28 protein-coding genes and 1 pseudogene are annotated in these 22,757 nt (G+C 62.8%); 4 read left to right on the top strand and 25 right to left on the bottom strand.

Going from position 1 to position 22,757, the window contains the following annotated elements:
• Window positions 1-67 precede the first annotated feature (67 nt).
• Window positions 68-562, top strand: a complete 495-nt coding sequence (locus B4L76_RS15475; protein WP_296233689.1) for a SprT family zinc-dependent metalloprotease — start codon at window positions 68-70, stop codon at window positions 560-562.
• Window positions 563-685: 123 nt separating this feature from the next.
• Here B4L76_RS15475 and fpr read toward each other — a convergent pair whose 3' ends face one another.
• The gene (gene fpr, locus B4L76_RS15470) at window positions 686-1,465 is read right to left on the bottom strand and encodes a ferredoxin-NADP reductase (RefSeq protein ID WP_023381933.1); all 780 of its coding nucleotides are present in this window, start codon (window positions 1,463-1,465) and stop codon (window positions 686-688) included.
• A 121-nt stretch (window positions 1,466-1,586) separates the two neighbouring features.
• Between fpr and finR the strand changes: the two genes are divergently transcribed.
• The gene (gene finR, locus B4L76_RS15465; RefSeq protein ID WP_225776658.1) at window positions 1,587-2,513 is read left to right on the top strand and encodes a LysR family transcriptional regulator FinR; all 927 of its coding nucleotides are present in this window, start codon (window positions 1,587-1,589) and stop codon (window positions 2,511-2,513) included.
• On the opposite strand, the gene B4L76_RS15460 is transcribed toward finR, so the two are convergent.
• From B4L76_RS15460 to B4L76_RS15450, 3 genes are all read right to left on the bottom strand, one after another.
• Window positions 2,510-2,875, bottom strand: a complete 366-nt coding sequence (locus B4L76_RS15460; protein ID WP_010952700.1) for a diacylglycerol kinase — start codon at window positions 2,873-2,875, stop codon at window positions 2,510-2,512. The two genes, finR and B4L76_RS15460, sit on opposite strands and share 4 nt — an antisense overlap.
• 73 nt (window positions 2,876-2,948) lie before the next feature.
• Window positions 2,949-3,599, bottom strand: a complete 651-nt coding sequence (gene erdR, locus B4L76_RS15455; RefSeq protein ID WP_016715442.1) for a response regulator transcription factor ErdR — start codon at window positions 3,597-3,599, stop codon at window positions 2,949-2,951.
• Between the two features lie 77 nt (window positions 3,600-3,676).
• On the bottom strand, window positions 3,677-4,387 hold the full coding sequence (locus tag B4L76_RS15450; protein ID WP_296233681.1) for a tRNA-uridine aminocarboxypropyltransferase: 711 nt from the start codon (window positions 4,385-4,387) through the stop codon (window positions 3,677-3,679).
• A 218-nt stretch (window positions 4,388-4,605) separates the two neighbouring features.
• Between B4L76_RS15450 and B4L76_RS15445 the strand changes: the two genes are divergently transcribed.
• A complete protein-coding gene (locus B4L76_RS15445; RefSeq protein ID WP_296233679.1) occupies window positions 4,606-5,025 on the top strand; it encodes a quorum-sensing-regulated virulence factor family protein in 420 nt (139 codons plus the stop codon).
• A 16-nt stretch (window positions 5,026-5,041) separates the two neighbouring features.
• On the opposite strand, the gene B4L76_RS15440 is transcribed toward B4L76_RS15445, so the two are convergent.
• Window positions 5,042-5,251, bottom strand: coding sequence for a hypothetical protein (locus B4L76_RS15440; protein ID WP_296233677.1), 210 nt, complete (start codon window positions 5,249-5,251; stop codon window positions 5,042-5,044).
• A 160-nt stretch (window positions 5,252-5,411) separates the two neighbouring features.
• On the opposite strand from B4L76_RS15440, the gene B4L76_RS15435 reads away from it, so the two are divergent.
• Window positions 5,412-6,530, top strand: a complete 1,119-nt coding sequence (locus B4L76_RS15435; protein WP_296233676.1) for an LOG family protein — start codon at window positions 5,412-5,414, stop codon at window positions 6,528-6,530.
• Between the two features lie 40 nt (window positions 6,531-6,570).
• Here the strand turns inward: B4L76_RS15435 and recX are convergent, their stop codons facing one another.
• From recX to B4L76_RS15335, 20 genes and pseudogenes are all read right to left on the bottom strand, one after another.
• Window positions 6,571-7,041 (bottom strand): recombination regulator RecX, encoded by a 471-nt coding sequence (recX, locus tag B4L76_RS15430; RefSeq protein ID WP_170028691.1) that lies wholly within the window; start codon window positions 7,039-7,041, stop codon window positions 6,571-6,573.
• A gap of 17 nt (window positions 7,042-7,058) precedes the next feature.
• On the bottom strand, window positions 7,059-8,126 hold the full coding sequence (recA, locus tag B4L76_RS15425) for a recombinase RecA (RefSeq protein ID WP_170028690.1): 1,068 nt from the start codon (window positions 8,124-8,126) through the stop codon (window positions 7,059-7,061).
• Window positions 8,127-8,229: 103 nt separating this feature from the next.
• Window positions 8,230-8,712: a CinA family protein gene (locus tag B4L76_RS15420; protein WP_296233672.1), complete on the bottom strand. Its 483-nt coding sequence runs from the start codon at window positions 8,710-8,712 to the stop codon at window positions 8,230-8,232.
• Window positions 8,713-8,801: 89 nt separating this feature from the next.
• Window positions 8,802-9,245, bottom strand: a complete 444-nt coding sequence (locus B4L76_RS15415) for a lysis system i-spanin subunit Rz (RefSeq protein WP_414707205.1) — start codon at window positions 9,243-9,245, stop codon at window positions 8,802-8,804.
• Between the two features lie 35 nt (window positions 9,246-9,280).
• Entirely contained in the window at window positions 9,281-9,829 is a 549-nt protein-coding gene (locus B4L76_RS15410) for a glycoside hydrolase family 19 protein (protein WP_296233668.1), read from the bottom strand.
• A gap of 27 nt (window positions 9,830-9,856) precedes the next feature.
• The gene (locus B4L76_RS15405) at window positions 9,857-10,891 is read right to left on the bottom strand and encodes a phage late control D family protein (protein ID WP_296233667.1); all 1,035 of its coding nucleotides are present in this window, start codon (window positions 10,889-10,891) and stop codon (window positions 9,857-9,859) included.
• A gap of 4 nt (window positions 10,892-10,895) precedes the next feature.
• The gene (locus B4L76_RS15400; protein ID WP_296233666.1) at window positions 10,896-11,102 is read right to left on the bottom strand and encodes a tail protein X; all 207 of its coding nucleotides are present in this window, start codon (window positions 11,100-11,102) and stop codon (window positions 10,896-10,898) included.
• A complete protein-coding gene (locus tag B4L76_RS15395; RefSeq protein ID WP_296233665.1) occupies window positions 11,077-11,922 on the bottom strand; it encodes a phage tail protein in 846 nt (281 codons plus the stop codon). Before B4L76_RS15395 ends, B4L76_RS15400 begins: the two co-directional genes overlap by 26 nt.
• A 9-nt stretch (window positions 11,923-11,931) precedes the next feature.
• Window positions 11,932-13,980 carry a hypothetical protein gene (locus B4L76_RS15390; RefSeq protein WP_296233663.1) on the bottom strand — a complete coding sequence of 683 codons (2,049 nt, stop codon included), beginning with the start codon at window positions 13,978-13,980 and terminating at the stop codon, window positions 11,932-11,934.
• Window positions 13,981-14,105: 125 nt separating this feature from the next.
• On the bottom strand, window positions 14,106-14,408 hold the full coding sequence (locus tag B4L76_RS15385; protein ID WP_296233661.1) for a phage tail assembly protein: 303 nt from the start codon (window positions 14,406-14,408) through the stop codon (window positions 14,106-14,108).
• A gap of 10 nt (window positions 14,409-14,418) precedes the next feature.
• Window positions 14,419-14,928 (bottom strand): phage major tail tube protein, encoded by a 510-nt coding sequence (locus tag B4L76_RS15380; protein ID WP_296233659.1) that lies wholly within the window; start codon window positions 14,926-14,928, stop codon window positions 14,419-14,421.
• A 13-nt stretch (window positions 14,929-14,941) separates the two neighbouring features.
• A complete protein-coding gene (locus tag B4L76_RS15375; protein ID WP_296233657.1) occupies window positions 14,942-16,108 on the bottom strand; it encodes a phage tail sheath family protein in 1,167 nt (388 codons plus the stop codon).
• A gap of 97 nt (window positions 16,109-16,205) precedes the next feature.
• Window positions 16,206-16,631 (bottom strand): phage tail assembly chaperone, encoded by a 426-nt coding sequence (locus B4L76_RS15370; RefSeq protein ID WP_296233656.1) that lies wholly within the window; start codon window positions 16,629-16,631, stop codon window positions 16,206-16,208.
• A 1,405-nt stretch (window positions 16,632-18,036) separates the two neighbouring features.
• A pseudogene (locus B4L76_RS15365) lies at window positions 18,037-19,104 on the bottom strand (phage tail protein); the annotation flags it as partial.
• Window positions 19,097-19,705, bottom strand: a complete 609-nt coding sequence (locus tag B4L76_RS15360) for a phage tail protein I (protein ID WP_296233654.1) — start codon at window positions 19,703-19,705, stop codon at window positions 19,097-19,099. The gene B4L76_RS15360 and the pseudogene B4L76_RS15365, both read right to left, overlap by 8 nt.
• 1 nt (window position 19,706) lies before the next feature.
• Entirely contained in the window at window positions 19,707-20,588 is an 882-nt protein-coding gene (locus tag B4L76_RS15355; protein WP_296233653.1) for a baseplate assembly protein, read from the bottom strand.
• Window positions 20,585-20,911 carry a GPW/gp25 family protein gene (locus tag B4L76_RS15350; protein ID WP_296233651.1) on the bottom strand — a complete coding sequence of 109 codons (327 nt, stop codon included), beginning with the start codon at window positions 20,909-20,911 and terminating at the stop codon, window positions 20,585-20,587. The genes B4L76_RS15355 and B4L76_RS15350 overlap by 4 nt, the downstream gene beginning before the upstream one ends.
• A gap of 72 nt (window positions 20,912-20,983) precedes the next feature.
• Window positions 20,984-21,544 carry a phage baseplate assembly protein V gene (locus B4L76_RS15345; RefSeq protein WP_296233649.1) on the bottom strand — a complete coding sequence of 187 codons (561 nt, stop codon included), beginning with the start codon at window positions 21,542-21,544 and terminating at the stop codon, window positions 20,984-20,986.
• Window positions 21,541-22,038: a hypothetical protein gene (locus B4L76_RS15340; protein ID WP_296233648.1), complete on the bottom strand. Its 498-nt coding sequence runs from the start codon at window positions 22,036-22,038 to the stop codon at window positions 21,541-21,543. Before B4L76_RS15340 ends, B4L76_RS15345 begins: the two co-directional genes overlap by 4 nt.
• A 12-nt stretch (window positions 22,039-22,050) precedes the next feature.
• Window positions 22,051-22,389 carry a phage holin family protein gene (locus B4L76_RS15335; RefSeq protein ID WP_296233646.1) on the bottom strand — a complete coding sequence of 113 codons (339 nt, stop codon included), beginning with the start codon at window positions 22,387-22,389 and terminating at the stop codon, window positions 22,051-22,053.
• Window positions 22,390-22,757 lie beyond the last annotated feature (368 nt).

Genomic DNA, 22,757 nt, shown 5'->3' with positions numbered 1-22,757 from the left:
CTGACCGGTGGCTCGGCAGGCTGCCCAGGGTTGCGGCATAATGCTCGGCCAGGAGAACCATCCCGCCATGCCCGAGCTGCTATTACAACGCGTCGAAACCTGTTACCAGCAAGCCGAAACCTTCTTCAAACGTACCTTCCCGCGCCCGGAAGTCAGCTTCAAGCTGCGTGGGCAAAAAGCCGGTGTCGCCCACCTGCACGAAAACCTGCTGCGCTTCAACCTGCAACTGTACCGGGAGAACCAGGAAGACTTCCTGCGCCAGACCGTGGCTCACGAAGTGGCGCATCTGGTGGCCCACCAGCTGTTCGGCGACGCCATTCAGGCCCATGGCGAGGAATGGCAACTGATCATGCGCGGCGTCTATGAACTGCCGCCCAACCGCTGCCACAACTACGAGGTGCAGCGACGCGTGGCCACCCGCTATATCTACCGCTGCCCCTGCCCGCACAGCGATTTCCCGTTTACCGCGCAGCGGCACAAGCTGGTGCGTCAGGGACGGCGCTACCTGTGCAAACGCTGTCGGGAGATATTGGTATATAGCGGCGAGATGCGCGTCGAGTAGGTTGTGTTTGCTGTTCCGGCCTCTTGGCGCGTTTACTTGTGAAAATTGCCGGAACAGACCCTGCAATAATTTCAGGCATAAGAAAGGCGACCCGGAGGTCGCCTTCTTGCACCAACCTGCGCCTTACTTTTCGACAAAGGCCCGCTCGATCAGGTAATCGCCCGGCTCGCGCATGCGCGGGGAGATCTTCAGGCCGAAGCTGTCCAGCACTTCGCTGGTCTCGTCGAGCATGCTCGGGCTGCCGCAGATCATCGCGCGGTCGTCCTGCGGGTTGATCGGTGGCAGACCAATGTCGCTGAACAGCTTGCCGCTGCGCATCAGGTCGGTCAGGCGGCCCTGGTTCTCGAACGGCTCACGGGTCACGGTCGGGTAATAGATCAGCTTGTCGCGTACCGCTTCACCGAAGAACTCGTTCTGTGGCAGGTGCTCGGTGATGAATTCACGGTAGGCCACTTCGTTCACGTAGCGCACGCCGTGCACCAGGATCACCTTTTCGAAGCGCTCATAGGTTTCCGGGTCCTGGATGACGCTCATGAACGGCGCCAGGCCAGTGCCGGTGCTCAGCAAGTACAGGTGCTTGCCCGGGTTCAGGTCGTCGAGCACCAGGGTGCCGGTGGGCTTCTTGCTGATGATGATCTCGTCGCCTTCCTTCAGGTGCTGCAGCTGGGAGGTCAGCGGGCCGTCCGGCACCTTGATGCTGAAGAACTCCAGGTGCTCTTCCCAGTTCGGCGAAGCGATGGAATAGGCGCGCATGAGTGGACGGCCGTTGTCCTGCTGCAGGCCAATCATCACGAACTGACCGTTCTCGAAGCGCAGGCCCGGGTCACGGGTGCACTTGAAGCTGAACAGGGTGTCGTTCCAGTGGTGCACACTGAGGACACGTTCGTGGTTCATGTTGCTCATCTAATGGGGCTCCTGAAGAAAGACGCGGCGCGCGCAAGACGCGCAGTTGCGCGATAGTTTAGGGGCAGCGACAATATCTGTTAACTGGATTATCAAGATATGTGTTATCGGTTATATCGATATGCGATTCACACTTCGTCAACTGCAGGTCTTCGTTGCCGTGGCCCAGCACCAGAGCGTCTCCCGCGCCGCCAGTGTGCTGGCGCTGTCGCAATCGGCTGCCAGTACCTCGATCACCGAACTTGAACGCCAGTCCAGCTGCCAGCTGTTCGACCGTGCCGGCAAGCGCCTGAGCCTCAACGCCCTGGGCCAGCAGCTGCTGCCGCAGGCCGTGGCCCTGCTCGACCAGGCCAAGGAAATCGAAGACCTGCTCAATGGCAAGTCCGGTTTCGGCTCGCTGGCGGTCGGCGCCACGCTGACCATCGGCAACTACCTGGCCACCCTGCTGATCGGCAGCTTCATGCAGGTGCACCCGGAAAGCCAGGTGAAGCTGCATGTGCAGAACACCGCACATATCGTGCAACAGGTTGCGCACTACGAAATTGACCTGGGTCTGATCGAAGGCGACTGCAACCACCCGGACCTGGAAGTTCGACCTTGGGTAGAAGATGAACTGGTGGTGTTCTGCGCGCCGCAGCATCCACTGGCCAGGCTGGGCCGCGCCGATGTGCAGACCTTGTCCCAGGAAGCCTGGATACTGCGCGAACAGGGCTCCGGTACACGCCTGACCTTCGACCAGGCCATGCGCCATCAGCGCAGCAACCTCAACATCCGCCTGGAACTGGAGCACACCGAAGCCATCAAGCGCGCAGTGGAATCAGGCCTGGGCATCGGCTGCATTTCGCGCCTGGCCCTGCGCGACGCCTTCCGCCGCGGCAGCCTGGTCGCGGTGGAAACCCCGGAGCTGGACCTGAGGCGCCAGTTCTACTTCATCTGGCACAAACAGAAGTACCAGACCTCGGCCATGCGCGAATTTCTCGAACTGTGCCGCAACTTCACCGCGGGCTTTACCCGCAGTGACGAGATCGTGCTGCCGCCAATCGCTTAAAGCAGGATCACGCCCCACACCAACGCCACCATGGTCAGCGCCACCAGTTGCGCCGCGCTGCCCATGTCCTTGGCGTTCTTCGACAGCGGGTGGCGCTCCAGCGAGATGCGGTCGATGGCCGCCTCCACCGCCGAGTTGAACAACTCGACGATCAGGCCCAACAGGCACACGGCAATCATGATCGCCCGCTCCGCGCGACTGACCGGTAGCCAGAAGGCGATTGGGATCAGCAGCACGTTGAGCAGGACCAACTGACGGAACGCGGCCTCTCCCTTGAAGGCGGCGCGCAGGCCGTCCAGCGAATAGCCGGCGGCGTTGAAGATACGTTTGAGGCCGGTCTGGCCCTTGAATGGCGATGTCATGTGAGTCACTTAACAACCGAAAGGCCAGCAGCCTAGAGCGGCAAGGGTAAAAAAAGCGTGAAGGCACGCGCGATCAGTTGCTGGCAACCGATTCAAGTTGTTGCAGCAGCAGCGCGGCCTGGGTGCGGGTACGCACGCCGAGCTTGCGGAAGATCGCGGTGACGTGGGCCTTGATGGTCGCTTCCGACACATTCAGCTCATAGGCGATCTGCTTGTTCAGCAAGCCTTCGCAGACCATGGTCAGTACCCGGAACTGCTGCGGCGTGAGGCTGGCCAGGCCTTCGCTGGCGGCCTTGGCCTCGGCCGAGACATCCACCTTTTCAAATGCCTGCGGCGGCCACCAGACTTCGCCGTCGAGCACCTTGCGCACCGCATCCTGGATCACTTCCAGGGTGCTGGACTTGGGAATGAAACCACTGGCACCGAATTCGCGGGACTTGACCACCACGGCGGCCTCCTCCTGCGCCGAAACCATTACCACCGGAATCTGCGGGTATTGCCCGCGCAACAGCACCAGCCCGGAAAAACCGTAGGCGCCTGGCATGTTCAGGTCCAGCAGCACCAGGTCCCAGTCGGCCTTTTCGCTCAAGCGGGTTTCCAGTTCGGCGATGCTGGCAACCTCCACCAGGCGCACATCCGGGCCCAGGCCGAGGGTAACGGCTTGGCGCAGGGCGCCGCGGAACAGCGGGTGGTCATCGGCAATCAGGATTTCATAAGTGGCCATCGATCTGGGGATCCTGTTCTGTGTCGGGCACTCGGGTAGGGTCATTATGAACCAAAGCAGGGGTTGTGCCCCTTGGACTATAGGAAGGTATGCAAACGCTGATGGGTGTCGTCCTGCTCATCCAGTGGCAGGCGCCGCTTGCCGCTCAGATAATGCAGGCTGAACACATCCAGGTAGGCATCCAGTGCCTGCGAGGCCTGGGTATCGCCAGCCAGGTCGAGGCACATGGCAGCCACTTCCGCCGTACAGAAGTGATCATCGCGCCGCGAGCGACGCAGGCGGTAGCGCGACATCTGCTCGGCCGCCAGGCTCAACACCGGGAAGCGATCGAGGTACGGGCTTTTGCGAAACATCTTGCGCGCCTCGGTCCAGGTAGCGTCCAGCAGGATGAACAAGGGGCGCTTGCCCGGTTCACGCCGCACTCCGCTGACCACCCGTTCCTGGGCAACGAATTCGCCTGGGAAGACGATGTAGGGCTGCCAGCGCGGGTCGTCCAGCAATGCCAGCAAGCGTTGGTCGACCGACGTGCGCAGCCAGCCGAAGGCGAAGGTGTCTTCGATCAGGTCGGCGATCAGCCATCCGGTATTGGTCGGCTTCAGCGGCTCGGTGTCATGCATCAGCAGGCACATGCCGGAATCGGCCTGCACCCGCGGCTTCCAGGCACACAGGCAATGGCTGGCGATGACCCGGCAATCCGGGCAACGTTCGGCACGCGACCCCCGGGCAATAAAAGGCTTGTTGCTGCGCGCCAGGCGTTCGGCGCGCAGGCGCGCTACCGCATGGCTCATGCCGGCAGGCCTCTGGAGAGATTGGGTACGGACACTAGGATTGCTCGGTGAAAACAAGGTCGCCAGTCTACCAGAACAGGGCGCAATTGCTGTGCAGCCGGCAAGGCGGTCTTTATAATCGGGTTTTGACGTGCCTGAACCTCGCCCCTTCGCGATAGTAACGGAACGCTGTCGACCCGCGCATGTCAAAGCGCCAGTCACCGAACCAGGAGAGATCCATGCTGCGCCGTATCGCCACCGTCCTGAGCCTGATGCTCGCCCTGCCCCTGGCAGCCCAGGCGGCTTCCAAGCAGGACTACGACCTGAACAACATGCTGCAGAAGGTCGCCAAAGAGAGCAGTGTCGGCACCCCGCGGGCCATCAACGAGGATATCCTCGACCAGGGTTATACCGTGGAAGGCAAGGCACTGATCAACCACCTGAGCGTGCGCCAGAGCCATGCCGAGCGCATGCAGGCCAACCCGGAACAGGTTCGCAGCCAGCTGGGTGACAGCGTCTGCCGCAACAACGGGTTCCGCAACCTGATGTCCAAGGGCGCAGTCATGGTCTACCGTTTCACGGTACACAAGACCAACCAGCCGATCATGGACCAGGCCTTCGACAATGCCAGCTGCGTGGCCGGCAACAAGAAGAAGTAACGACAACCGGTAATCGCTACGCCTTTTCGTCCTCCCGGGCGCGCCAACATCCTTCAGCGGCATCGGCGCGCATCTCTGCCAGCAACGCCTGCAAGTAGCGCGATTGGCATTCGAGCCCCAACAGCCTGCGTCGGCATTCGGCCTCAAGGCTCAGGTGATGCGCCCGGGCCGCATTTTCCAGCTGCTGGTAAAGCTGCCGGTCCACCTCGATGATCAAGCGATGCATACCGCCACCTCCTGCATCGACACGTTTCGCCTATCCAGTTAACCAAACCCGCATCGCCAGTGGTTGCCTGCTGACGAGCGGCCAGGCCAAACACCCCGGCACGATCGGACGCAAGGGTCTAGATTGAGGTCAGAGGTATTGGTGTAGAAGGAGACGTTGCATGCCTTACCAATCGAACGAACTGCTGTTCAGCCACTTTCGCGACAACAACATCGACCTGAGCAACATCGACGCACAACTGCAACTGGTGGCACCGGACAGCCCCAACCTGCCGCTGTACCGCGACATGATGCTGACCATCCTGCGCATGGCCCATGACGACACCGACCGCTGGAGCGCCAAGATCACCCTGCAGGCCCTGCGCGAACTGGACCACTCGTTTCGCGCCCTGGAACGCTACAAGGGTCGGCGCAAGGTAACCGTGTTCGGCTCGGCACGCACACCACTGGAACACCCGATGTACGCCCTGGCCCGCGAGCTGGGCGCGACCTTGGCGCGTTCGGACCTGATGGTCATCACCGGCGCCGGCGGCGGCATCATGGCTGCAGCCCACGAAGGCGCTGGCAGCGATCACAGCCTGGGTTTCAATATCACCCTGCCCTTCGAGCAACACGCCAACCCCACGGTGGACGGCACCGACAAGTTGCTGCCTTTCCACTTTTTCTTCATCCGCAAACTGTTCTTCGTCAAGGAAGCCGATGCCCTGGTGCTGTGCCCAGGCGGTTTCGGCACCCTGGATGAAGCGTTGGAGGTGCTGACCCTGATCCAGACCGGCAAAAGCCCGCTGGTACCGGTAGTGCTGCTGGACTCGCCGGGCGGCAGCTTCTGGCGCGATTGCCTGGACTTCGTCAGCCGCCAGCTGGAAGAAAACCGCTACATCCTGCCCAGCGACCTGAAGCTGTTGCGCCTGGTGCACAGCGCCGACGAGGCGGTCGAGGAAATCAACCAGTTCTACAGTAACTACCATTCCAGCCGCTGGCTGAAGAGCCAGTTCGTGATCCGCATGCATCACCCGCTCAGCGAGGCGGCGCTGTATGACATTCAGGAAGGCTTCGCCGATTTGCGCCTCAGTGGCAAGTATCACCAACAACCTGACAGCAGTGCCGAGCACGAAGTGGGCAACTTCAGCCACCTGACCCGTTTGTCATTTGCCTTCAATGGCCGGGATCAGGGCCGGCTGCGCGAACTGGTGGATTTCATCAACTTGCCGGAGAACTGGGCCAAGCCGCAACCCATGCATACCACCCAGCGGGCCCGGGAGGCGTTGAAAGCCAATTGATACCGTGTTGCTGTGGAGGGGCGTACTGCGCCCCTCATCTTCAGTAGTCGTCGAGATCACGTCCACTGAGCAGACGACCGATCATGTCCATGGGGAATCCACGGTAAGCAAGAAAACGCGTCTGCTGTGCACGGCTACGCGGGTCGTGGGGGCGTTGACCAGCAAACTTGCGCTGCCACACCTCACGCATGCGCTCGCTCCACTCTACCCCGCTGTCACGCAGCGCCTGCTCGATATCCGCCCGCGCCAAGCCGCGCTGGCTCAGCTCCTCGCGAATTCGCGCAGGGCCATAGCCAGAGCCGGAACGATAACGGATGAAGCTTTCGAGATAGCGGGCTTCGCTGAGCAGCCCTTCTTCGGCAAGCCGATCGAGTTCGGGCTCTATCAGCTCATCCGAAGCGCCGCGCTGACGCAATTTGCGCGTCAGCTCGACACGACCGTGCTCACGTCGCGCGAGCAGGTCCATGGCTGTCCGCCTGATAGCGACGGGGGTGTCGAGTTCGGCGGACATGTTCGGTACCCGTGCAATCAATAGCCGGCGTCAGCGTCGGCCATGTCATCGGCATCAGCTTCGGCAGCCGCAGCCTTCCCGGCAGCAGCAACAGCGCCAGCGGTCAGCAGCTTCTCGCGGATCTGCTTCTCGATCTCGGCGCCAATGGCCGGGTTCTCAGCCAGGTACTTGGCAGCGTTTGCCTTGCCTTGACCGATTTTGTTGCCCTGGTAGGCGTACCAGGCACCGGACTTCTCGACCAGCCCCTGGGCCACACCCAGGTCGATGATCTCGCCGTTCCGGTAGATGCCTTTGCCGTAGAGGATCTGGAACTCGGCCTGGCGGAACGGTGGCGACACCTTGTTCTTGACGATCTTGACGCGGGTTTCGCTGCCGACCACCTCGTCGCCTTCCTTGACTGCACCGGTACGGCGGATGTCCAGACGCACCGAGGCGTAGAACTTCAGGGCGTTACCACCGGTGGTGGTTTCCGGGCTGCCGAACATCACGCCGATCTTCATACGGATCTGGTTGATGAAGATGACCAGGCAGTTGGCGTTCTTGATGTTACCAGTGATCTTGCGCAGTGCCTGGGACATCAGGCGAGCCTGCAGGCCCACGTGCATGTCGCCCATCTCGCCTTCGATTTCAGCCTTGGGTACCAGGGCAGCCACGGAGTCGACGATGATTACGTCAACGGCGTTGGAGCGCACCAGCATGTCGGTGATTTCCAGGGCCTGTTCGCCGGTGTCTGGCTGGGAAACCAGCAGGTCGTCGACATTGACACCCAGCTTGCCGGCATACTCGGGGTCGAGGGCGTGCTCGGCGTCGACGAAGGCACAGGTGGCGCCATTCTTCTGGGCTTCGGCGATGACCGACAGGGTCAGCGTGGTCTTACCCGACGACTCCGGGCCGTAGATTTCGACGATACGGCCTTTCGGCAGACCGCCAATGCCGAGGGCGATATCCAGGCCCAGGGAGCCGGTGGAGATGGCCGGAATCGCCTGGCGCTCGTGGTCGCCCATGCGCATGACCGCGCCCTTACCGAATTGGCGTTCGATTTGACCCAGGGCCGCAGCCAAGGCGCGCTTCTTGTTGTCGTCCATTGCAATCCTCACGTGTTCGACTTGGCCCTGATGGCCGGAATACCTGTATAAGTAGCCAGTATTATTCCACAGGCGAGCGCGCGAGCAAACCCCTGTTGTCGATTTACTCGGCACCAAGCTGTAACAAGCCGTCTAACGCGGCGATCACCGTCTGTCGCCGCACCGCTTCGCGGTCGCCCTCGAAGTGCCGCCGTTCGCTGGTGACATGGCTGCCATCGGCCCAGGCGAGCCACACGGTGCCCACTGGTTTGGCCGGCGAACCGCCGTCGGGGCCGGCCACGCCACTGACCGCCACGGCGAAACGCGCACCACTGGCGGCCTGGGCGCCACGGGCCATGGCCTCGACCACTTCCTGGCTGACTGCGCCCACCTCGGGAAACAATGCCGCCGGTACATTCAGCTGACGGGTTTTCTGGGCATTGGAATAGGTCACATAGCCGGCTTCGAACCAGGCAGAGCTGCCAGGTATCCGGGTGATGGCTTCGGCGATACCGCCGCCGGTACAGGATTCAGCGGTGGTGACCTGAGCATTGAAGCGACGCAGGTGTTCGCCGAGACGGGTGGCGAGGACGGTGATCGGGTCCATGACGGGTTCCTTGAAGGGGGTGAAAACACCGTAGCATTTTTGCGCCTTTCAAGTGCATGCCTCACAGGCACAGACGCGTCCGTTTTGCCCTAACGCCCGCTACGCAGTTCCCGCACATAAGCCTGACAAGCCTGTAACGCAATCAGCCCCCGGTCCCCTTCATCGGTGATGGCGATAATTCGTCGAGCATGCGCCGGCTCAAGTCCGGCACGTACGGTTGCATGATCCAGGCTGCCGGGGGTGGCGGTGGCAGGCACTGCGGAAAGGAGGGTGTCGCGTTCGACCAGGACCGACAGGCGCAGATCGGTAGTAGCAAGGCGATCACGCAGGCGAGCCTGAGACTGCTGAGCATCGGCAAGTTCCTTGAAATAACGGGTTTCATTTTCTTCCAGACGTCGTTCGAGCACCTGGCGCCGCTCACGTTCGGCCAGCACTCGGGCGACCTCGGCTTCGGCCTGGGCTTGCGCCAGCTGTGCCAGCTGGCGGCCATGGCGCCAGCCCTGAATCTGCCAGGCCAGCGCTACCGACAGCATCAGCAAGCAGCCGCCCAGCGCCAGTTGCCATCGGCTCAACACAACACCTCGCGCGCCCGGGCCCAGAGTTTGAGACGCTCCTCCAGCCCATTGAGCCCACCATTGATATGGCGCGTGATGCGGTTGAACTCGCCCCGGTCAGCCAGGGCATTGAGCCCGCGTGAATGCCAGAACCACGCCGCCGATTCACAGGCCCAGCGTGGTTGTTCGAGCAGTTGCGGTTGCGCCAGCAAGCGCTCGTCGCCGAACAAGGCGCGGCTGCAGGCCTGGTAGTTGTTGCGCCCGGTCACCTGGATCAGGCCACGCCCGCAGTACAACTGGCCATCGCCATCGGCCTGGGACGTATTGCCCAGGCGCTGGGCCAGGCTGCCGGTGTCGTAGCGGGCCAGGTAGCGTTCGTTGCCCAGCTCCTTCACATAACGGAACTGGCCTGACTCATGGCCTACCTGGGCGATGAACGCCGCCACGCGTTTGGGATTATCGATTTCCCAACGTGGCAGGGTGACGTTCAGTGCAGAAAGAAAAACGCCCGCTACGGGGCGGGCGTTCGGCAAAATCTGTAGCAATTGTGTTTCAGTGAGCATGGGTAACTTCCCTCCCTGTATCGCTCTTCACGCCTTGATCGCGGCCTGGCGGCGCGGGGCCGCGCCCTTGGCCTGCACCTTGCCCGCCTTGCCGCCATTGCCCTGCACGGTGGTGCGCCAGCCCGAGCTGGTAAACACATGCTCCACCGCGTCGATCTGGTACTGGCCGTCGAGGCCGTCGACAAAACCGTACAGCTCGATGCTGCGCTCGGCGAACAGGTCGGTGCGCCCCGGCAAGTCCAGGCGCACGTGAGCCGTAGCGCGGTTGAAGCTGGCCAGGCGGGCCTTGGCGGCCTGCTCGGCGGCAGCGCGGCTGGGGTAGAGATGACGGTCGGTATGCACCGGCCGCTGCCCCTCGGCGGCCTCATCGTTGACCAGCTCGATGACCTTGGACTCGCCAGTGGCGGCGTCGAGATGACGGGTACGCACGGCCTTGCGCGCGGCCTTGTCGTCGAGGCGGAAGTGCCATTGGCTGACGTCACCACGGGCAATCCCTACCACGCCCAGAGGTTTGCCGCTAGCGCTCTGCCCGCCCTGGCGCGGCAACACCAGCAACTGGCCATTGGCAAGTTTGGCAGTGCTGTCGTACTGGCGCGCCAGGCGGGTGATGAAGTTGAAGTCCGATTCGTTGACCTGGTCGACCCGAGGTACCAGCGTGAGCACCGGGCAGATTGCCTGCCAGCCATTGCGCGCACCGATTTCGGCAACGATACGTTGCAGGGGCACGGCTTCCCAGCTGCCGCTGCGGACGGTTCGGCCACTGCCGCGCAGGTCGCTAGCCTTGCCCCGGATCACCAGAGTATCCGGCGGGCCGGACAACTCGACTTCATCGACGGTGTAACGCCCCAGCCGGGTCAGCGGCTGGCCGGCATACCCCAGATGCAGTTCGATCAGTGCACCGCGAGCGGGCACGGCTATGGTGCCGTCCCGGGCATCGATGCGCAGCTCGAAGTCATCCGCTTCCATGCCCGGTTTGTCGGTGGTCCGCAGCAGCAACAGGCGATCGTTGATCAGCGCAGTAATATCCTTGCCATCAGCCTGGATGCTAAATAGTGGCTGCATGGCATCAGCTCCACAGCTGCACGACGCCAGCCGCTGTCAGTACCAGTCCCGGCAAGCGGAACGTCACGCCGCTGCGAAATGGCTGAGGCTCGTCTGCCAACCCCTGGTTGGCTCGCAGCACCGCTTCGACGCTACCGTCGAGGTGCCCGTAATTATGCTGGCAAAGGGTGTCGAGCAGGTCGCCCTCAGACGTTTTGCAAATCTTGTCCATAACTGACGAACTCCAGTGAGAAACCTTGTTTGCGCGGTATGCCGCCTGCCAGCAATGCGCCCTGCTCTTCCTCGATGCGGGTCAGGCACCAGGTGCCGAGCACTTCGCCATAGCCGGTGGTCAACGACAACGGCAGCAGCTGGCGGCCGATGCCACGCAGGGCCTGTAGCTGGCCCAGCCCGCCTTTGAAGCCCGGATAGATCGCGCCACGGATGGTGATGCTCTCTTCACCCTGGCTCACCGCCTGTTGGGCATTCTCGCGGCCCAGGCGCTCTTGCCCGGCCCAGCGAAAGCGCGTTTGCCGGCGCAGTTGGTCGAAGGCGGCGGTGTCGAGGTTGAAGTAATACGGCGCGCTGTTGGCCTTCAGCGGCTGCAGTACCAGCAGGTGCGGGAACGGCTTGATCGCTTGCGCCGTCGGCGTGGCATCCGGCGCGAAGCCGAAGGTTGACAACACACCGTTGGCGACCGAGCGCACATCCCCGATCACCCGCCGCACAGCCGCGCCGGCCTTGCCCAGGTGCTCGGTGAAGGCTTCGACGCGGGCGCGCACCTTGCGTACCACATCGAGGGCTTGGTCGTACTTGGCAATCACCTTGTCGACGCGCTGCCTGGCCGAGTCGATGGCGCGCAGGGTGCGCTGCAGGCGTTTGCCGATTTGCGGGCCGATCCATGGCAGGGCTTCGAGCTCGGCGGCCGCCTCCCTGGCATGGCCGACCGCCTGGTTCATCGGGTCGAGCATGGCGTCGGCACGCCGACGCCCCGCCTCGCCCGCCTTGACCAGCGCATGCAAGCCGCCTTGCAACTGTTCCAGGTAGGTCATGGGTGCTCCTCATGGCTGTGGTTGATCGACCATCTGCACCGCACGCGCCTGACGCATCAGGTCGTCGAGCACGCGGCGAGCGATGGTTTCCAGTTGTTGCAGGGTGGTCGGGTCATCGAGGCTGTTGTGCAAGGTCACCGGCATATTGGCGGTGAAAGTGAATTGCTGGTTGATGGCGGGTGGCGACACAGCCGATGACGGCGGTATCGAAACAGCAGGCGACGACGTAGGCGGGCCGACGTTTCTCGGCGCTCGGGTCGCCTGCTCGGAGAGACTGGAAACCTCCAGGCTCGCCCCCGGCGCATCGGAGCCGGCGACAGACTGCACGGCCTTGCCCGACGCTTCGCCAATGAGCTTGGCGCCCATGCCGCCGAGTTGACTGCCACCCAGGCTGCCCAGCAGGCCACCAACCGCGGCGCCTATCACGGTTCCTATACCCGGTACCACCGAGCCGATCATGGCGCCGGCTGCCGCACCACCGAGCCCACCGACCGATGAACCGGCCAGGCTGCCAAACAGCTGCGCTGTCGAACTGGCAGGCAACGGTGCAGGTGTGCTGACGTCTTTCTGCAAGCGGCTTGGCTGTTCTGCGGAAGCGGCAACATCCCGGCTCGCCGCTGGCGCATCGGAGCCGACGACGGCTGCCACGGCCTTGCCCAACGCGCCCCCGACCCATTCACCACCGATGCCGCCCAGATAACCACCACCCATGCTGCCCAGCAGGCCACCGACCGCGCCACCGATCACGGTTCCTACACCCGGTACCACCGAGCCAAGCATGGCACCTGCTGCCGCGCCACCGAGCCACCCGGCCGAGGTGCCGGCCAGGTTGCCACCCAACCCGCCGAAAACCTCGCCATAGCCTTGCAGCTTTTCTGCGGGAGTGCCGTCACTCTGGTGGATGTCGGCCACCTGCAGCGAGGTATCCAGCACCGCCGTCAGTGGCACGCGCTTGAACAGTTTTCCTGCCAATGGCAACTGTTTTGCTGTGCCGAGCGAAGGTAGGGAAGCGACGCCTTGGGCAATGGTTTGCGCCGGCTCTGGCACAGACGCCCCGCTGCTTTGCGGCGCCGGCTCTTCCTCCTCGGTGATCCAGTTGAACAACGCAGCGCCGGCCTCACCACCCGCAGCCTCGCCCACCTGGGCGCCAAATTTGGCCCATCGCTCCTGCGCGGCGTCGTCTTGCGTTCTATCTGCGTCCTTTTGCGCCGCCTGCTTGCTGGCCCGCTGGCCTTGGCGCCGGCGCTGACGTTTACCTCTGCTCATGCTCGTGCTCGAGGCTTTGCCTATCGCTTTGCCCTTGCCTTTGAACAGCAGAGGTGCCACGGCGCCCAGCACGCGACCGCCGATTTCGCCGACAGCAGCGCCGACGCCGCGCGCACTTCCTTCGCCGTCCTCAGCAGTGATTACCGCCTTGGCCACCTTGCCAAAGGTTTCGACACGGTTGTCCCGCCATTCCTTCGAAGCACGCTCGCGTATCGCGCGCTGTCTTTCCGGTGGCAGTTTGCGTACGACGTCTGCGATAGCAGCGCCACTCCCCCCAGCAAGCAGCGCGAGCCCGCCGGCAAGGATGCCGGTGTCGCCACCTGCATCGGCGCCGGGGGCCGGCCTGGCAGCCTGCGCAGGGGCCTGCACAGGCGCTTGCACCTTGCCAGGTGTGACGGCGCCTTGCCCCTGCACCAGCGTATGCCACTGCTGAAAGACATTGACTGTCATCTGGCCCGGCAATGGCTTGAGCTGCGCCAGCCCAGCGACAACCCGGTCCAGCATCAGGTAATGCTGGCGCAAACGCTCAATGGCATCGGCTTCATCCCCCAGCCTCACAGTCGGGTCTTGGCCTTGCGCTGCCTGGTCCGGCGCCAGCTCGCGTTCGGCCTGGCGTAGCTTGCCAAGCTCCAACCCCAGCCGCATCACTTCGCCGACGAGCCGGCCAAGCCGGGTGCCGTCAGCCTGCCTGCGCAGGCGTTCGACATCCCGGCGCAGCAGCCCGATGGCCTGGCCCAAGGGGTTGATGGCGGTGACGCCGAGCCCGAGCAAGAACAGCTGTGTGTTCGCCATAGGTTCCTCCTTGTCACGGGGCGAGCCACCAGACCATGTCGCTGTACGACATGGTCATGATCTCGCTCGCGGAAAAATTCAGCTCCCTGGCCAGCCGCCGAGCGGCGACCTTTTGCCGGGCCGGGTCAAAGTTCGTCGTCCTGCACCAGGCGAAAATAACCGCTTTGCAGGCGGCTATAGTCCTTCAGGGTCAGGCCTTCGAGGTCCTTGATGCCGACTTCGGCCAGCGACGCGAACAGGTTCAGTTCGCGCTGCTCGTCATCGTCGACGCCGCCGGCCTGGGCGTTGCGGATATCGCGCACGGTCGGTGCCCGCAGCGACAGGCAGTCGACCTGAACGCCGTTGGCTTCGCTGGGGCGTGACAGGCGCACACTGACGCGGTCGGCGCTCAGGGTCAGCCACTGCGGCTGCTTTTTCGCTTGAGCCATGTTTGTCTCCTTACAAGCCAAGCGCGGCGCGCTGGGCGGCCAGCTGGTCGACGCCATCGATCACGCGCCTCATGCCCAGCGCGTCGATCTCGTAGACCAGGCGGCCATCGACTTCGAGTTTGTAGTAGGTCAGGCCGACGCTGTGCTTGATCTCGGCCTTGTCACCGGACTTCCAGTCGCCCATGTCAATTTCCTTGAGCGTGCCACGCAGGGTGACCACAACCGGGTTGATCTTGCCCTTGAGGCCCTTGAAGGCGCCGCGGAACGTGCCGTTGAAGCCGCTGCCGTCGGCCAGACCGAAGAATTTCAGCGCTTCGCGGCGCACACCGGTGGTGGTGAAGGCCGCCTCCTGCTTCTCCATGCCCAGGTCCATCTCGACCGGCATGTCCATGCCGCCGGGGCGGTGCTCTTCCATCTTCAGGGTGAGTTTGGGCAGAGTCAGGCTGGGTACATCGCCCTGGAAGCTGACGCCATCGACGAACAGGTTCAGGTTGGCCAGGGTTTCGGGAATCATTGCCATGTGGATGCGCTCCTTAAGCGGCGGAATCGAGGACTTCGGTCAGCCACTGGTTGGTGACTTCGACGCGGAAATTGGGGTTTTCGGCAGGTGGCACGTCGGTGAAGCGGATGTTCCAGTACACCTTGCCCTGCTCGAGCTGGCTGGCGGTGTTCAGCTCCGGGTCGGCGAAGACCTCGAAGTTGATGATCGCGCCCTGGTTCTTCAGGTCGCGCATGAAGGCCTGCAGGCCTTCGGTGACGTCCTTGACGTAGGTAGCGGTGATGGCGCGGTCGACGGCCCATTTGTGGCCATAGAGGATCGCGTCCATGACGATGTCCATGGTCCGTACGCGGGTGACGAACGCCCATTTCGGGTCGCTCGACAGGGTGCGGTTGCCCCACAGGCGGAAGCCGTCATCGCGGATGATGGTGGCGATGTTGGCGTTGTTCAGCAGGTTGGCGCGGCAGCTGTCATCGCCATCGAGGAACTCCACGGGGCGGGTGGTACCGGTGATGCCGACGAACTCCTTGTTCGAGGGCGAGGCCCAGAAACCGTATTCGCGGTCGGTCCAGGCGAAGAGGCCGGCGACCCAGGCCGAACCGGGTGCATCGAGGGTGGCTTCCTCGCCGTTGTCCCAGTACTGCACGCCCGGGTCGACCAGGAAGGCGCGTTTGGCGCCGAAACTCTTCGCGTAGTCGATGGCCGCCTGGTCGGTGGTGTTGGGGCCGTCGATGATGGCGATGCCGCGCAGCTTGTCGGCCAGGGCCACCAGTGCCGTGCCCACCGCCTGGGTGGCGCTGTGGCGCGGCGCTGCCAGCAGGCGTGGCTGGGCGTTGAAACGGCTCTTGCCGTCAAGCAGCGCCTGCAGGCCGGTGCGTTTGCCGTCGGCCTGCACCGTGCCGATGATCGCGGCGGTCTGCTCCGCTGCATCGTCCAGCTTGGCCACGCCGCAAGCGACGATGACCGCCTTGGCGCGGGTGTAGATGGCGCGGCAAGCCTTGGTGATGGCGGCGTTTTCGCCGAAGGCGGCAACCGCTTCACGCTCGCTGGTGATCAGCACCAGGTCGTTGGCCTTGGCCGTGGCGCCGGCGCCCTCGGTGAAGGTGTCGACCAGGCCGATGATCGAAGAAGAAGGCAGCGCTATGCTGCGGGCGCCGGTATCGACGTTTGTTACGGTGACGCCGTGGAAGAATCCACTCATGTAGTTTTACTCCGGATTGGGGTACGAAAAGGCCCTGCGGGTGCAGGGCCTGATGGGAGTTGCCAGAAAAGAAAACGCCCCGGGGTGCGGGGCGTCATCAGGTATATAAATGGATCCAGTCGGGTGATACAGGTCGGGCACTTCGATCAGGAAAGTGTTGATCTTGCGGCCAGTCACGCAGCCGTTGGAGATAGTTGAGCAACTCCAGGAATTGCACATCACTGAACGTCGTTGGCCGCCCCAAATCCAGCTCGTCGCGATGACGGTCTCGCAGCCACTGGTACAACGTGATTTCTGCGTCACGCCAGGCGCGCTCTATCGTCTCTTTATCTTGCCTGGATTGAACCGGCTCGACGAAAACTGCATTTACATAGCGCCAGCCTGCCTGCACCTGTGGGGGGCAGTTACGCCATTTCAGATCGGGGTGATATCGGCCTTCTGGATCAACCCCGGTTGTTTCCAGCACGACCTCGTCTTGTACTAATGCCCACATTTCTGCACCTTTAATACGTAATGAAAACACAGCCCGCAGCACCAGCCTGGGAGCGGGTAACGGTCCTGCCGCCACCACCCATGCCAGGCTGGCTGAGGGTGGAAGTATCAGAGGCCGCAAAGATGCTTTCACCACCACCTCCTTGGCCTCCCCAGTTCGTAGTTCCACCGGAACTCCGCACGGGAGGGAACCCCCTACCAAGCGATGCGTTGAAATCACCGCCTGTCCCTTGGCCACCAAAGGCCGCGACGTTCATTCCACCGGCAGCCCCCCCGGTTGCGGAGCAAAAAGTACCGAATGACGACGATCCACCGGCGACTCCACTCTCACCTTCTCCAGAAACGGCAGTCCCTCCTGCACCTACGGTGATCGTGATGACGCTACCTGGAGTCACGGCGCACAAGCGTTTGCTGATGCCACCGCCACCGCCACCGCCAGGTCCAGTTACCGTCGAATCAAAAGCTCCAAATGCACCACTTCCGCCGCCACCACGGACCTCTACTTCGACCTTGTGAACGCCGTCAGGGACCGACCATTGGTAGACACCCGCAGTTTTGAAACGTACCTGATTGCGAAATGGCAGATTGATATTGGTATTGATAATCTGCCATTCGGTCCAGCCGTTGGCATTCTGCATGACACGCATGGCATGGATCGGCGCCGCGCCGACAGATAATCCCCCGGTGATACGCTGGACCAAATAATTGTTGGCATCGGAACCTTCAACCATCAAGTTATAGCGAGCAGCAGTCAGCCACCCTCTGGGAAGGTTGGTCAAACCGGCCATGGGCGTCAGGTAGTTACCCGGCACCACGTACTGGTTGAGGTCTGTTTCAGCACTTAAATAGGCTTTGCCAAGCCCGAAGGAGCCAACGACCACCATGGCTCCCGCTGTCGTGTCCGTTGGGGAAACTTGCTTGGGTGTGTTTCCACTTGTCCATAACAGTGTCCAGTCGTTCCACTGCAAGGTGTTGCCAATTCGGCTTCGAATGAACGTCAGCGGCTCGCCACTTGTCAGAGTGTCCCAAAGTTGGGTTGCCCCGACAGTACTCGACCGATGAATGTGCATGATCTGGCCCGAAGGAAGCACTTGCCCTGAGGTTGGGTGCTTTGGTTTTGTGCCGGCAGTATCCTGGCCAACGACGTAAAAGCCGCTGGCAGCAACTTCATCAATATTCGTTACCGCTGCAGAGGGCGCGCCGATGCCGAAGAGCGCCATGGCCGAGCGAACGAACGCCGTTGTAGCGATGGTGGTGTCGTTATCGGAAGCCGCAGCCGTTGGTGCTTTCGGATCGCCAGTGAACGAAGGGCTGACCAAAGAGGCTTTTTTTGCCAATTCATTAGCCATTGTGGTAGCAAAATTAGGGTCATCCCCTAGTGCGGCAGCCAACTCATTCAAGGTATCGAGCGTACCTGGAGCTGAAGCAACCAGATTGGCTACTGCAGTCATTACGAATGCCGTATTTGCAAGCTGCCCGTTATTCGTTCCAGGAGAGGCTGTTGGTGCAGTTGGAAGTCCGGTCAGTGCAGGGCTCGCAAGTGGCGCCTTCAAGGTAAGGGATTGGTCGATCTGACTCTTGGTATAAACATCAGTCAAGCCATAGCCGGCAACGGTATCAGGACTGCTGGCTGCGACGACCCGGCCATACGTATCGACAGTGACGCTGCGGTAGGTTCCCGCAGCAACTGTGGTACGCCCAAAAGCCATGGCGAAGCTCACCGCTGTGACACCTAGCGAGATGGGTCCGTCGGTCACCAGTTGCCAGGCGCTATCACCATTGACCACCCCTTTCTCCACCGATACCAACAACCCTGGTGTCACCTTGGCATCGGTATCGGCATCGCTACTGCGACTCCAGGCCCCGGCAGCGACCTTGTAGATTCCATTATCCTTGGAGGCAGTCTGGTTCTTCACCAACACCCGCGCCCCGGCAGCAAGCGCCACGCCATCAACCGTCTGCAATCCGGTCAAGGCAATGTTCGCTGTAGTCGCCGCCAGCACCGAATGCTTGAAATCCTGCCTGGCCAGCTCCTCGGTCACCCACTCCCGAGTCGCCAGCACCACCGCCGGATCGATCTTCAGTTGCACATTGCTGGCGCTGCTGACCACCAGGTTCATCCGCACCACCTGGGTCCGTCCTGAGCCCTGGCTCAACAGCGGCTTGTAGGTGGGTGCGCAATTGGCCACGGCAACCATGTCGCCATCGGCATCGTACAGCGCGATCTCGCGAATCCACTTGCCGCCGACGTCAGCCGGGATGACCTGCTCGGCAATGATGATCGCGCTGTTCTTGTCATCCACCTTCAGCTGGTTCAACGGCGCGCGGCGCCATTCGTTGATCAGGCGGGTCTGGGTGGCATTCGGGGTAGGGTCGCTGCCGTTGGCATCGCCGACACCCATCTGGGTGATTTTCCAGGCAATGCCCAAGGCATCGGCATTGGCCTGTTTCGCCGCGCCCACGTTGGTGAGGATGGCGTAGAACTGAGAAGTCTGGTCAACCATGTGCAATGTCCAAGGTATCGATTGTGTGTTCACGGCCGCCTCGCCCCACCACGCCGATGACCTCGATGTCACGGGGCGTCAGCGGGTAGATGTCCAGTTCGTCGCCGTCCTGGATCGCGCAGCCGAAATGAAGGGCGCCACGGCTTTCGAGGCTGATCACCAGGCCGGTCAGGTGGCGGCTGACCGGGCGCGCGTCGTCGATCAGCGCAGTCAGTTCCTGGTAGGTGCTTTCGCTGATGCCGGAATCGGAAACGCCGATCTTCAGCGCGAAAGTGCCCGCCGGGGCCGGCGGTGTGGTCTGCCACCATTCCTCTACCTCAATCAGGTAGCCGAACGGCTCCACTACCCGCCGCAGTGCACCCAAGGTGCCTTTGTGGGCATGGACGAAGAACGCCGAGCGGATCACCGAGCGTTTGATTTCATCGCTCCAGCTGTCCTCCCAGCGGTCCACCGACCAGGCCCAGGCCAATTGGTACAGAAGGTGCGCCGGGCAGCTATCGGGGTTGTAGAGTTGACGCAGGCTGACCTTGAGGTCCTCGTCGCCAGCCACTTCGATGGCCCGCTCCAGCGCGGTGCGGTTGAGCGGCAACAGGCTGTGCATGTCAGCTCCCCCGCTTCAGGCTGAAGCCGCTGCACCAGGCTGCCTGCGCCTTGCTCGGGCGAAGGTCGGCCCAGCCATTCAACTCGACCCGGCTGACCCCATCGATGTGCAGTTGCGCATCGATGCCAGAACGTGCCACTTCCACCCCAAGGCGTCGCCGGGGGTTGATCCAGGCCTGCAGGCGGCGTTGGCACTCGGCCAGTATCGCTTCGTACTCGGGGCCGCTGTCGGCCAGATGCAGCACGGCATCGATGCGGTAAGGCAGCACTTCAGCGCTGCGTACGTTGACCCGGTCGGCAACCGGGCGGATATCGTCATCGTTGAGGTAGGCCGCTACCTGCGCCAGCAGTTCGGCACTGGCTTCGCCATTACCTTCCAGACTCAGTACGGTGACATCCACCACCGCCGGCGACGGGCTTTCGGCGGTGGCGTCAGCCACCTGTCCCGAAGCGTTGCGGGCATGCAGGATGTAGCTGTTGCGCGGGCCGGCCGTGGTCAGGCCTTCGTAAACCAGTTGCACCCGCTCGCGCAGGGCATCGTCCGATTCCAGCAACGCCTCGACCGGCGGGACGCTGGCCAGGTCCTCGGCCTGGATCACCAGGCGCTGCAGACCGACATTGGCCGCCAACTGGGCAAGGTCGGTGCCCTGGGCGTAGGCCAGCAGCAACGCCTTGGCGGCGTCGTTGATACGCGCCCGGTTGAGCAGCTTGCGGTAGGCACCGACCTCGAGCAGCTTGGTGACCGGGTCGCTTTCCAGATTGGCGCTCCAGGCTTCGCCCAGGTATTCCCGGAAGGTGTCCAGGTCGCCCTGGTAGAGCGCTTCGTAATCGAGGTCCTCCAGTAGCTGCGGCGCTGGCAGTTTCGACAGGTCGACCTGGCTCATACGCTGATCTCCAGCAGCGCTTCGTCGCCCAGGTAGCGGCCACTGAGCGCCAGGCTGACCTGACCGTCGAGCACCGCGACTACCTTGACCCGCTGTAACTGCAGGCGCGGCTCCCAGCGGCCCAGCGCGCGCGCCACTTCGGCCTGCACGGCGCTTTTCCAGCCTTCGTTGACCGGAAGGTCGACGAAACGCCGCAGCTGGCTGCCGTACTCCGGGCGCATGCGCCGGCTACCCAGCGGTGTGCCGAGGATGTCTTCGATGGACTGGCGCAGGTGATCGAGGCCGGCAAGAGGCTGGCCGGTACGGCGGTCCATGCCGATCATGGCGCACCGCCCTGTTCATGGCTATGCATGGCGTTCTCCTGGTATGAAAAAGCCCGCATGGGCGGGCTCGGTTCAGTGTTTGTGGTTGGCCGTGTTGCCGGCGGTGTCGATGATCCGGCCGCCGCCGTTGATATCGCCGCTGACCTGCAACGGGCCATCGACTGTGACGTTGCCGGAGAGCTTGATTGTGGCGGCCTGCAGGCTGATCGCACCGTCACTGACCTGCACCGTGGCAGCGCCGACCTTGATGGTCGCGCTGCCAGCCGGCAGCCGGATGTCGTATTGGCTGGCCTGCCAGTCGTAACTGATCGAACCGCCATCGGCAAAACGCCAGACCTCGGTGTGCCCGCGATTGTCCGCTGCACTACCGGCATCGCCATACAGGCCGGGCAGGAAGGTGCCCTGGGCCGGTTCGCCGCTGGGGCTCAGCAGCACCCCCTGCTCGCCCAGGCTCGGCGCCCGCCAGTGCCTGGCCTGGCCGGCCGCCTGGGTGTGCCAGCGCAGCCAGGCGCTGGTCCAGCCGCTGCCGTCAGACACCCGAACGCGGGCGGCGGCAAGGTCCAGGGCGACCACCCGGCAGGGAATCACCATGCACGCCAGCATACGGTCATGCATGGCGCTGACGTAGCTCATGACAGATCCTCCGGGGCGACATAATGCGCTTCGTTACCGTGGCCGATATCCGGGGCAAAGCCCAGGACCAGGCTGCCGGGCGGCTGGTCGGGCCAGTTCCAGCGTGGCTCGCCGAGCAGTACCGGCTGGTCCCAGCGCACGGTCCAGGCGGTGCCCAGGAACTGCGCCTGCACATTGCGGCTGGCTTCGACGAAATCCAGCGCCCAATGCTGCTGGCGCAGCAGGTCCATCAATTGGGCAGCCAGCAGACTGCCCTGCAGACGCGCCTCTGGATTGGCACTGTCAGCGGTGATATCCGCCTCGAAGGTTGCAATCAACACCGAGCGGCCATCCCGCGGTGCCGCATCGGCCGTCATGCGGACGATGCCGTGGCGCAGCGAAGGCCGTTCTGGAACGTTTCCTACGGCGGTATAAGCATCTACCGATGCCAGCTCCGGCATTGCCTCACGGATGGTTGCCGTCACCGCACCATGTAACGTGGCCAGTTCGCTCATGCATAATCCTCCTTAACGCTCGTCGCGCTGTGTGCTGTCGCGCAGGCCCAGACGTCGGGTCGCCCAGCGTTCATAAAGCCGCATGGCAACATCGGCGCCGCCGACCGCTGTCATGCAGCCCAATGCACTGGCCGCCCAGATCGACAGGCCGCCGGCATACAACAGCATCACCGTCGACACACCGCAGGCCATGCAGGCCCCTGAGCGTAACAACAGCCGTCGCAGCAGCGACCAACCCGTGGCGCCGGCCTTGTCGGCCCGCCACATTTCGCCGCTCACACCGCCCAGCAATGCCAGGACGATTACCAGCCAGAGCGGCATCTCGAGTAACGCCTGTTGCTCGTACGTCACTGTCCTGTCTCCTGTGTAATGCCTGTTGGCGCAGGCCAACAGGTCGGTTATGGATGCTTTGCCGTGAATACCTCGGCATTCCAAAAAGCCCGGCTCGCAGGCTTTTCAGTAATGCGTTGGCGAACCGCCGGCCACGACTGGTGACGCCGTGCGGTTCCGCTACTGATTGATGACTCCGGCCGCGGCCACCTGCCCGCCGGATAACTGATCGTGGTGCTTTACGCTGCACACCCGGGCCAGTTGCCAACCCTCTGGACAATTGAGGCCTGTCCATCGCTGCCTGTGTAACAACCGGTTACGGCCGGCTTGAGACACAGGCTATGCATTTGTGCATATGCAGTCAATGCATTTCTGAAAATTTCTATGCG

Origin of the sequence: Pseudomonas sp. UBA4617, assembly GCF_002386445.1 — a bacterium.
Classification (GTDB): domain Bacteria; phylum Pseudomonadota; class Gammaproteobacteria; order Pseudomonadales; family Pseudomonadaceae; genus Aquipseudomonas.
This window is presented reverse-complemented; position numbering and strand designations above follow the sequence as displayed.

Coding starts and splice junctions, on each gene's coding strand:
- B4L76_RS15475 (WP_296233689.1), top strand. CDS start 68: ATGCCCGAGCTGCTATTACAACGCGTCGAAACCTGTTACCAGCAAGCC.
- fpr (WP_023381933.1), bottom strand. CDS start 1,465: ATGAGCAACATGAACCACGAACGTGTCCTCAGTGTGCACCACTGGAAC.
- finR (WP_225776658.1), top strand. CDS start 1,587: ATGCGATTCACACTTCGTCAACTGCAGGTCTTCGTTGCCGTGGCCCAG.
- B4L76_RS15460 (WP_010952700.1), bottom strand. CDS start 2,875: ATGACATCGCCATTCAAGGGCCAGACCGGCCTCAAACGTATCTTCAAC.
- erdR (WP_016715442.1), bottom strand. CDS start 3,599: ATGGCCACTTATGAAATCCTGATTGCCGATGACCACCCGCTGTTCCGC.
- B4L76_RS15450 (WP_296233681.1), bottom strand. CDS start 4,387: ATGAGCCATGCGGTAGCGCGCCTGCGCGCCGAACGCCTGGCGCGCAGC.
- B4L76_RS15445 (WP_296233679.1), top strand. CDS start 4,606: ATGCTGCGCCGTATCGCCACCGTCCTGAGCCTGATGCTCGCCCTGCCC.
- B4L76_RS15440 (WP_296233677.1), bottom strand. CDS start 5,251: ATGCATCGCTTGATCATCGAGGTGGACCGGCAGCTTTACCAGCAGCTG.
- B4L76_RS15435 (WP_296233676.1), top strand. CDS start 5,412: ATGCCTTACCAATCGAACGAACTGCTGTTCAGCCACTTTCGCGACAAC.
- recX (WP_170028691.1), bottom strand. CDS start 7,041: ATGTCCGCCGAACTCGACACCCCCGTCGCTATCAGGCGGACAGCCATG.
- recA (WP_170028690.1), bottom strand. CDS start 8,126: ATGGACGACAACAAGAAGCGCGCCTTGGCTGCGGCCCTGGGTCAAATC.
- B4L76_RS15420 (WP_296233672.1), bottom strand. CDS start 8,712: ATGGACCCGATCACCGTCCTCGCCACCCGTCTCGGCGAACACCTGCGT.
- B4L76_RS15415 (WP_414707205.1), bottom strand. CDS start 9,245: ATGCTGTCGGTAGCGCTGGCCTGGCAGATTCAGGGCTGGCGCCATGGC.
- B4L76_RS15410 (WP_296233668.1), bottom strand. CDS start 9,829: ATGCTCACTGAAACACAATTGCTACAGATTTTGCCGAACGCCCGCCCC.
- B4L76_RS15405 (WP_296233667.1), bottom strand. CDS start 10,891: ATGCAGCCACTATTTAGCATCCAGGCTGATGGCAAGGATATTACTGCG.
- B4L76_RS15400 (WP_296233666.1), bottom strand. CDS start 11,102: ATGGACAAGATTTGCAAAACGTCTGAGGGCGACCTGCTCGACACCCTT.
- B4L76_RS15395 (WP_296233665.1), bottom strand. CDS start 11,922: ATGACCTACCTGGAACAGTTGCAAGGCGGCTTGCATGCGCTGGTCAAG.
- B4L76_RS15390 (WP_296233663.1), bottom strand. CDS start 13,980: ATGGCGAACACACAGCTGTTCTTGCTCGGGCTCGGCGTCACCGCCATC.
- B4L76_RS15385 (WP_296233661.1), bottom strand. CDS start 14,408: ATGGCTCAAGCGAAAAAGCAGCCGCAGTGGCTGACCCTGAGCGCCGAC.
- B4L76_RS15380 (WP_296233659.1), bottom strand. CDS start 14,928: ATGGCAATGATTCCCGAAACCCTGGCCAACCTGAACCTGTTCGTCGAT.
- B4L76_RS15375 (WP_296233657.1), bottom strand. CDS start 16,108: ATGAGTGGATTCTTCCACGGCGTCACCGTAACAAACGTCGATACCGGC.
- B4L76_RS15360 (WP_296233654.1), bottom strand. CDS start 19,705: ATGCACAGCCTGTTGCCGCTCAACCGCACCGCGCTGGAGCGGGCCATC.
- B4L76_RS15355 (WP_296233653.1), bottom strand. CDS start 20,588: ATGAGCCAGGTCGACCTGTCGAAACTGCCAGCGCCGCAGCTACTGGAG.
- B4L76_RS15350 (WP_296233651.1), bottom strand. CDS start 20,911: ATGATCGGCATGGACCGCCGTACCGGCCAGCCTCTTGCCGGCCTCGAT.
- B4L76_RS15345 (WP_296233649.1), bottom strand. CDS start 21,544: ATGAGCTACGTCAGCGCCATGCATGACCGTATGCTGGCGTGCATGGTG.
- B4L76_RS15340 (WP_296233648.1), bottom strand. CDS start 22,038: ATGAGCGAACTGGCCACGTTACATGGTGCGGTGACGGCAACCATCCGT.